This window comes from Ruminococcus sp. AF37-20 (genome assembly GCF_003460465.1).
Lineage (GTDB): Bacteria > Bacillota > Clostridia > Oscillospirales > Ruminococcaceae > Hominimerdicola > Hominimerdicola aceti.
In genome coordinates, this window is sequence record NZ_QTVE01000042.1 from 1 (window position 1) to 7,675 (window position 7,675).

Annotated in this window: 8 protein-coding genes; 7 read left to right on the forward strand and 1 reads right to left on the reverse strand. The window is 40.3% G+C overall.

The window, feature by feature from the left end; all coding sequences use genetic code 11:
* The first annotated feature begins 135 nt into the window (after positions 1–135).
* Genes thyX through DW015_RS12920 form a run of 7 tightly spaced genes read left to right on the forward strand, consistent with a single transcriptional unit; the run spans position 136 to position 6,257 of the window.
* On the forward strand, positions 136–909 hold the full coding sequence (gene thyX / locus DW015_RS12890) for an FAD-dependent thymidylate synthase (protein ID WP_046441875.1): 774 nt from the start codon (positions 136–138) through the stop codon (positions 907–909).
* Entirely contained in the window at positions 899–1,567 is a 669-nt protein-coding gene (locus DW015_RS12895; RefSeq protein ID WP_117905919.1) for a deoxynucleoside kinase, read from the forward strand. Before thyX ends, DW015_RS12895 begins: the two co-directional genes overlap by 11 nt.
* A 10-nt stretch (positions 1,568–1,577) precedes the next feature.
* On the forward strand, positions 1,578–2,483 hold the full coding sequence (locus DW015_RS12900) for a phosphatidylglycerol lysyltransferase domain-containing protein (RefSeq protein ID WP_046441868.1): 906 nt from the start codon (positions 1,578–1,580) through the stop codon (positions 2,481–2,483).
* Positions 2,484–2,502: 19 nt separating this feature from the next.
* Complete coding sequence (locus DW015_RS12905; protein ID WP_117905920.1) at positions 2,503–3,045, forward strand: DJ-1 family glyoxalase III; 543 nt, start codon at positions 2,503–2,505, stop codon at positions 3,043–3,045.
* Entirely contained in the window at positions 3,042–3,617 is a 576-nt protein-coding gene (locus tag DW015_RS12910; RefSeq protein ID WP_046441871.1) for a 5-formyltetrahydrofolate cyclo-ligase, read from the forward strand. Before DW015_RS12905 ends, DW015_RS12910 begins: the two co-directional genes overlap by 4 nt.
* 3 nt (positions 3,618–3,620) lie before the next feature.
* Positions 3,621–5,015: an endolytic transglycosylase MltG gene (gene mltG / locus DW015_RS12915; protein WP_117905921.1), complete on the forward strand. Its 1,395-nt coding sequence runs from the start codon at positions 3,621–3,623 to the stop codon at positions 5,013–5,015.
* Positions 5,016–5,033: 18 nt separating this feature from the next.
* Positions 5,034–6,257, forward strand: coding sequence for a U32 family peptidase (locus DW015_RS12920; protein WP_181979934.1), 1,224 nt, complete (start codon positions 5,034–5,036; stop codon positions 6,255–6,257).
* A gap of 39 nt (positions 6,258–6,296) precedes the next feature.
* Here DW015_RS12920 and DW015_RS12925 read toward each other — a convergent pair whose 3' ends face one another.
* Positions 6,297–7,277 carry a tyrosine-type recombinase/integrase gene (locus tag DW015_RS12925; RefSeq protein ID WP_117905922.1) on the reverse strand — a complete coding sequence of 327 codons (981 nt, stop codon included), beginning with the start codon at positions 7,275–7,277 and terminating at the stop codon, positions 6,297–6,299.
* Positions 7,278–7,675 lie beyond the last annotated feature (398 nt).

A 7,675-nucleotide genomic window follows, 5' to 3' on the forward strand; every position in this document is an offset into this window, starting at 1 on the left:
CTTTTCTTTTTTCTTAATTTTGTCCAATATCTATTGTAGCACTACAGAAGTTGAAATAGCCATTTAAAATAAAATGTTGACTTGTAGGCTTTTTAATGGTATAATATAAAAAATATGTGGAAAGGATCATATATGATGAGAGTTGAGCTTATTACCCATACACCTGAGCCTGAAAAGGTGGTTGCTACTGCTGCAAAACTTTGCTATTCAAGCAGTGATATCGCCTCGCTTAGAGAGGGTCTTACGGAAGAAAAAACAAAGAGCTTTATTGAAAGGCTCGTGTCTATTGGTCACGAAAGCCCTATGGAACACGTTTCTTTTACTTTTGGCATAGAGGGGATATCCCGTGCCTGCTCTCATCAGTTGGTAAGACACAGAATTGCGTCTTACTCTCAAAAAAGCCAGCGTTATGTAAATGAAAGCGGCTTTGAGTTTATCACGCCACCATCAATAGAGGCTGTGCCAGAAGCAAAGGCTGAATTTGACAAGCAAATGGATCAGCTACTTGAGTGTTATAATAAGATTGCCGACATACTTACAAATACACATGAAAAGGCGTTTTTAGAGCAGGGTATGTCTGAAAAGGACGCACTTAACAAGGCTAAGAAAAAAGCCTATGAGGACGCAAGATTTGTTCTTCCAAACGCTTGTGAAACAAAGATAGTTGTGACAATGAACGTCAGAACACTGTTTAATTTCTTCCAGCATAGATGCTGTAACAGAGCACAATGGGAGATAAAGGCTGTGGCTGATGAAATGCTCAGACTTTGCAAGCAGGCCGCTCCTGAGCTTTTCAAGAACGCAGGTCCGTCATGTGTAATGAAAGGCAAGTGTCCAGAGGGCGCAATGAGCTGTGGAAAAATGGCTGAAGTAAAGAAAATTTACGGAGAAATGAATAATGTTGAATAGATCTGGACTTATAGTTCTTGAGGGACTTGATGGAAGTGGAAAATCAACTCAGTTTGAAAGGCTTTCTGCTTATTTCAGTGAAAATGACATAAAGCATAAGGCTATAAGCTTTCCTGACTATGATAATCCGTCGTCTGCGTTGGTAAAGATGTATCTTAATGGTGAAATAGGCAAAACGCCTGCTGACGTGAATGCCTACGCAGCTTCAAGCTTTTACGCTGTTGACAGATACGCTTGTTACAAACAATTTTGGGAACATGACTATAAAGAGGGAAGTCTTGTACTTGCAGCGAGATATGTTACGTCAAACTGCATTTATCAGATGACAAAACTGCCGAAAGAGCAGTGGGAAGATTTTATAGGCTGGCTTGAAGATTACGAGTATGACAAGCTTGGGCTTCCAAGACCTGACAAGGTGATATTCTTGGATATGCCAATAGAGATATCTCAAAAGCTGATGTCGGGAAGATACGGCGGAGATGAAAGCAAAAAGGATATCCATGAAGCAAATGTGGAGTATCTGAAAAAATGCCGTGAAGCCGCTTTGTTTACTGCTGAGAAACAGGATTGGGATATTATTCCTTGCAGCGACGGCATCGAGCCTTATACAAAAGATAAGATTTTCGGAGATGTTCTGGGGTTAATCAATAGAAAGTAATGTGTGTTTAATGTTTGATTTCAGAAAAATAAGTTTTGAGGACAAAGAATGGATAACCAAGTGTCTTGCAGTATCAGATTTCAGAGGAGCAGAATATTGCTTTGCAAATAATATGGCGTGGCAAAGACTTAATGACACTGTAATAACACATCATGGTGATTTTTATATAAGCTGTTCCTTTGAGGACGGTCAGCCGTATTTTACATTTCCCGCGGGCGTTAAAATAGACGTTGAGGGTAAAGAAAAATATATCAGGCTTTTTGATGAGCTTAAAGAATATGTTTCCGCCCAGGGAAAGCCGCTTATCGTATCTTCTGTAACAGATGATAACCTAAGCTGGATAAAAGAATATTATGGTGATAAAATCATCTGCGAGTATGATAGGGACAGTTCAGACTATATTTACAATGCTTCCGACCTTATCGAGCTTAAAGGCAAAAAGTATCACGGCAAGCGTAACCACATAAAGCGTTTCATGGACGAGCCTTGGGAATACAGAGAGCTTACTGATAAGGAAATAGACAGCTGTATTGAATTTTCGGCTGAGTTTTATAATAAGAATGACAACGCTGACGATCCTTCGGCGGTGGTTGAGCAATATGCTATTGATCTTTTTCTTACGAATATGGATAGGCTCGGACTTAAAGGCGCTGTGCTTTACAGAAATGATAAAATGACAGGCTTTACGGTTGGTGAACAAATAAATTCGGATACCTTTGTGGTGCATATAGAAAAAGCACTCGCTGACGTTCAAGGTGCATATCCTATGCTGTGTAGTCAGTTTGCATCGCATAATGCAAAGGGTCTCAGCTTCATCAACAGGGAAGAGGATCTAGGAATAGAGGGCCTTAGAAAGTCAAAGCTTTCTTATAATCCTGCTTTTCTTTTGAATAAAAATGTAATTACTTTCAGATGATCGAAAGGAGTCATTTGTTATGGTTTATGTATTTCTTGCCAATGGTTTTGAGGAAATGGAGGCTCTTGCCCCCGTGGATCTGCTCAGACGAGCAGGCGTTGAAGTTTTTACTGTAGGTGTAGGCTCTGATATGATAGTCAGCTCACACAACATTCCTGTCAAGACCGATACAACAGTGGATAAGATAGTTCTTAATGACGAGCTCGAAATGATAGTTCTCCCAGGTGGTATGCCGGGTACTATAAATCTTGAAGCAAGCCCTGATGTGCTTGGTGCAGTTGATTACTGTGCTGATAATAACAGATACATTGCCGCGATATGTGCCGCTCCGTCCATAATCGGTCATAAGGGTCTTCTTGACGGCAGATATGCAACTTGTTTTCCAGGCTATGAGAAAGATCTTAAAGGTGCGATACATTCTGCCAGACTTGTGGCTGTTGACGGTAAGTTCATCACTGCAAAGGGCGCAGGCTGCAGCATGAAGTTTGCACTCAAGCTTGTAGAGCTTCTTGTTTCAAAAGAAAAGGCAGAAGCCCTTGAATCAGGTATGCAGAGCAAATGACAGATAAAAAAGCTTTAAGAAAGCATTTCAAAGAGATACGTCTTAGTATGTCTGCGGAAGAAAGAAAACAGGCAGATGTGGCTGTTCAGCAAGCTTTCCTTGACAGCGAGGAGTATAAAAGCTGTACAACTGTGCTTGCATATGTTTCCTCTGATATTGAAGTGTCTACGGCGGAGATAGTAAGAAAGGCGCTAAAGAGCAAAATAGTGCTATGCCCGAGATGTGAAAAAAACGGCAATATTATGTATTTTTACAGAATAAACAGCACCTATGATCTCAAAGAGGGTAGGTTTGGCATTTTTGAGCCTGATGAAAGTTGTGAGAAATACTGCGTTTTTGACAATGCATTGTGTATCGTGCCTGCGCTTTCGTATGATAAAGACGGATACAGGCTTGGCTTTGGTATGGGCTTTTATGACAGATTTTTGGCTGATTATAATGGCATGAAGCTAGGCTTATGTTACGATAACTGTATGTCAGAAAGCTTTTGTCATGACGGCTATGATATCTCTGTAGACAAGGTATTTACTGATAAGGATATATATACTATAAACACAAAGGAAAGGAAGTAAATAATGGACGATCTGAATTTTAATGTTGACGATATAATAAATGATGTCAACGCAAAGATAAAGTCTGCCGAGAAAAATGAAGCAGACGAAGAAAGCGTTGAAGCAGAGCCTATCGCTGACAATGAGGACAGTTCCGAAGCCTGTGAACAGGCAGATAATACTGACGAGAAACCACAGGAAACTCCAGAAGCGACCGATGACAAGCCTGAACCTATCCTAGCTTTTCACGAGGACAAGTCAGAGGAAGACAAAAGCGAGGAAGACGAGGATAAAGAGCCTGAGAAGCCCGAAAAGCAAGAAAAAAAGTCAAAAAGCGGCAAAAAGAAAAAAAGAAAGAAAAGCAAGGTGAATAATTCGGTGTTTGGCGGAATTATACTTGTTATAGTAATTCTTACAGTCTCTTTAGTGCTTGCAGTGGGCGGCATTTCTATTGGCATGGAGTATTATGGTATCGGAAAAACTGACGAGGATATCAGATTTAATATCCCTGCAGGCTCAACAAACAGTGAGATAGCTGATATACTTGTAAATGAGGGAGTTATAAAGAACAAAAAGCTGTTTATGCTTGCTTTGAAATTTGAAAAGCCCGCAGCTATATATCCTGGTGATATCACACTTCAGCCATCAAGCGGATATTCTGAAATAATCGAAAAACTTTCACAAATGAGAGAGTCATACAAGACTGTAAGCATTACATTCACAGAGGGAGAAAATCTTCTTGACATAGCTAAAAAGCTTGAAGATAATGAGGTCTGCACTGCTGACGACTTCCTGTTTGAATTCAATAAAAATCAAGGCTTTGACTTTGAAAATGATGTTGATGATAACGGCGATATGTTCTATCGCATGGAAGGCTATTTCTATCCTGATACATATGAGTTTTATGTGAATGACAGCGCAGGAAACGTTACCAAGAAGCTGAGAGAGCAGTTTGAAAAGAAATACGAAACCGTCAAAGCTAAGATCAAAAATTCCGGTATGTCACTTAACGAAGTTATGACACTTGCTTCTATCGTTCAGCTTGAAGCCGCTTCTGAGGACGAAATGCCAAAGGTAGCTTCGGTATTTCTGAACAGACTTGACGACCCTGACACCTATCCTATGCTCCAGTCTGATACAACAACAAATTATATTAAGAATGTTATAAAGACCGAGGCTGACAACACAGCTTCTATCGAGCATTATACCGAGTGTTATGATACCTATAAGTGCAAGGGCTTGCCGGCAGGACCAATATGCAACCCTGGTATGGCTGCAATAAACGCTGTTCTTGAGCCTAAGAAGACTGATTACTATTACTTCTGTAATAATCTTAAGACGGGCGAAACATTCTATGCAAAGACACTTGACGAGCATGAGGAAAACCTTGTTAAGGCTGGACTTGCAAAGAAAAAGTAATAAAGGATTGAAATTTTAATGACTGAAAATAATTTGCTTGAAGTTCTTGCTCCTGTGGGAGATATGGAACGTCTTTATGCGGCGCTGGATTTTGGTGCTGATGCAGTTTATCTTGGAGGTACGGCTTTCGGAATGAGAGCCGCCTCTGCAAGCTTTGACGCTGAGCTTCTGAAAAAAGCCTGTGACGAGGCTCACAGCAGGGGTAAGCGTGTGTATCTGACCTGCAATACGCTTCCTCATAATGACGAGATAGTGCATTTAGAGCAGTTTGTGAATGACGCTCTTGCGGCAGGCGTTGACGCTATGATAGCCAACGATATCGGTGTTTTCTCACTGATAAAAAAATATGCACCTGATATGGAGATCCATGTTTCCACACAGGCTGGTATAGTAAATTATGTTACTGCAAATGAATTTTATAACATGGGTGCTAAGAGGGTAGTGCTTGCAAGAGAGCTTTCTCTCGAGGAGATCGCCGAAATAAGAGCAAAGACCCCTAAAGATCTTGAAATTGAGTGCTTCGTACATGGTGCAATGTGCGTAAGTTTTTCAGGCAGATGTTTGCTTTCCCAGTACCTTGTAAACCGTGACGCAAATCGTGGCGAGTGCGCACAGCCTTGCCGCTGGGGATACCACCTTATGGAAGAAAAGCGCACCAATGAGTTTTATCCTGTTTTTGAGGACGAAAAAGGAACTTATATCCTCAACGCCAAGGATATGTGTATGCTCAACCACATTGATAAGCTTGCTGAGGCAGGCGTGAACAGCTTTAAGATCGAGGGCAGAGCTAAATCTTCGTATTATGTGTCCGTTATCACAAATGCCTACAGAAGGGCTATGGATATCTATAAGTCTGATCCGGAGCATTTTGAGTTGCCACAGTGGCTTAAGGACGAAGTTTTCAAGGTAAGCCACAGAGCATACTGTACAGGATTTTTCTTTGGTCACCCAAAGGAGAGCCAGTATTACGAAAACGGCGGATATATTCGTGAATATGATGTTGTGGCTGTGGTTGACGGTTGTAGCGGTGGAAGAATATACTGTACTCAAAAAAACAAATTCAACAAGGGCGACGAGATTGAAGTGCTTTCACCTGTTGGTAGCCCTGTGAAGTTCACCGTGGAGGAAATGTTTGATGAATACGACAACTCCATAGATACTGCAAATCATGCAGCTATGAAGATGTCGATAAGATCAGATCTGACGTTCCCAGAACATTCTATAATTCGTATGAAAAAATAGCAAAAAAAGCCATGTGATTTTCCTCACATGGCTTTTTGTTTACTTCTTTTTCTTTTCAATTTCTTCAGACAATGGATTCGACTCCATGGCCTTTTTGATGTTTTCATCAGATAAATGGGTGTATATCTCAGTGGTCGCAATGCTTTTGTGACCGAGTATATCTTTCAGTACAAGAGTATCTACACCGCCGTGTTGGTACATTAGGGTTGCGGCTGTATGCCTGAGCTTGTGGGTGGTAATACCCAAATTGCTAAGTCCTGCACGCTGGAGCTGTTCATCTACTATTTGTTGAACACGTCGCTTGTTTATCCTTGTTTTGTTAGCTGACAAAAAAATGGCAGTTTGTTCCACGTGGGGACGGGTAGTGTCAATATACTCATCAAGTGCAGAAACACAAGCGTCGTTAAGATAAATAATGCGCTCCTTGCGCCCTTTGCCGAGGACACGCAGAGTTCTGTTATCTCGGCTGTAATCGCTTAAATTCAAGCCCACAAGCTCGCTCAGACGCATACCGCAGTTAAGGAACAGAGTAATGATACAATAATCACGCACCTGATTTTTAGAGTCGATATTACGCAGAAGCTCAAGGCTTTGTTCAAGAGACAGATATTTAGGTAAGGCTTGATTTATATGTGGCAATTCAAGATCATCAAGCGGATTGTTTGAAATAATCTTGGCTTTTTTGCAAAGATAAACATAGAATTGTTTCAAAGCTGAACATTTTCTTGCACGGGTTTTTGTGGAATTATTGCGCTCATCTTTGAGATACTTTAAATAAACATAAGCATCGTTTAGTGAAAAGCATTCGAGCCATTCTATTGGCGTTTCTTTTATTTTTATTTTATTGAAAGGCGTTTCGGCTGGAACTGCATGGTGCTTGACATTAAGATATCGCAGAAATGTTCGGATATCAATAAAATAAGCTTCTTCAGTGCGGTCAGAACGGTCTTTGACAACTTTCATGTTAGTTAGAAAATCGTCAAGATAATATGGGCAATCATCTACATATGCTTGTTTCATTTATATCTATTCTCCTTATTTATCACTTCTCTAAGTTTCACTAAATTTTTATTTAGTGAAACTTTCTGTACACGCTGTGTGAGGGGCTGTTTGTGGCTCTTTTTCGCTTTGATGGCTCTCCCCGTTGTGCACTGCTTTAAGTATACACCCTACTTTGTGGGCTGTCAAGCTATGCTACATTTGCGGTAATCCCTTGACAACAAAATTTATGATATCATATAAAGTAAGACGAGGTTAAAACCTTGCTCATATGATATTTTTTTGTGTATAGAAGTGGCTTACTTACGAACCTTTGTGAGCCACTTCATTATTTTTTGAACAAATTATTTTATAAATTTTCTCCAATGTAGATTTGTCAATCATATTGGACACTATTATTAAGAAATTCGATAGGCGAA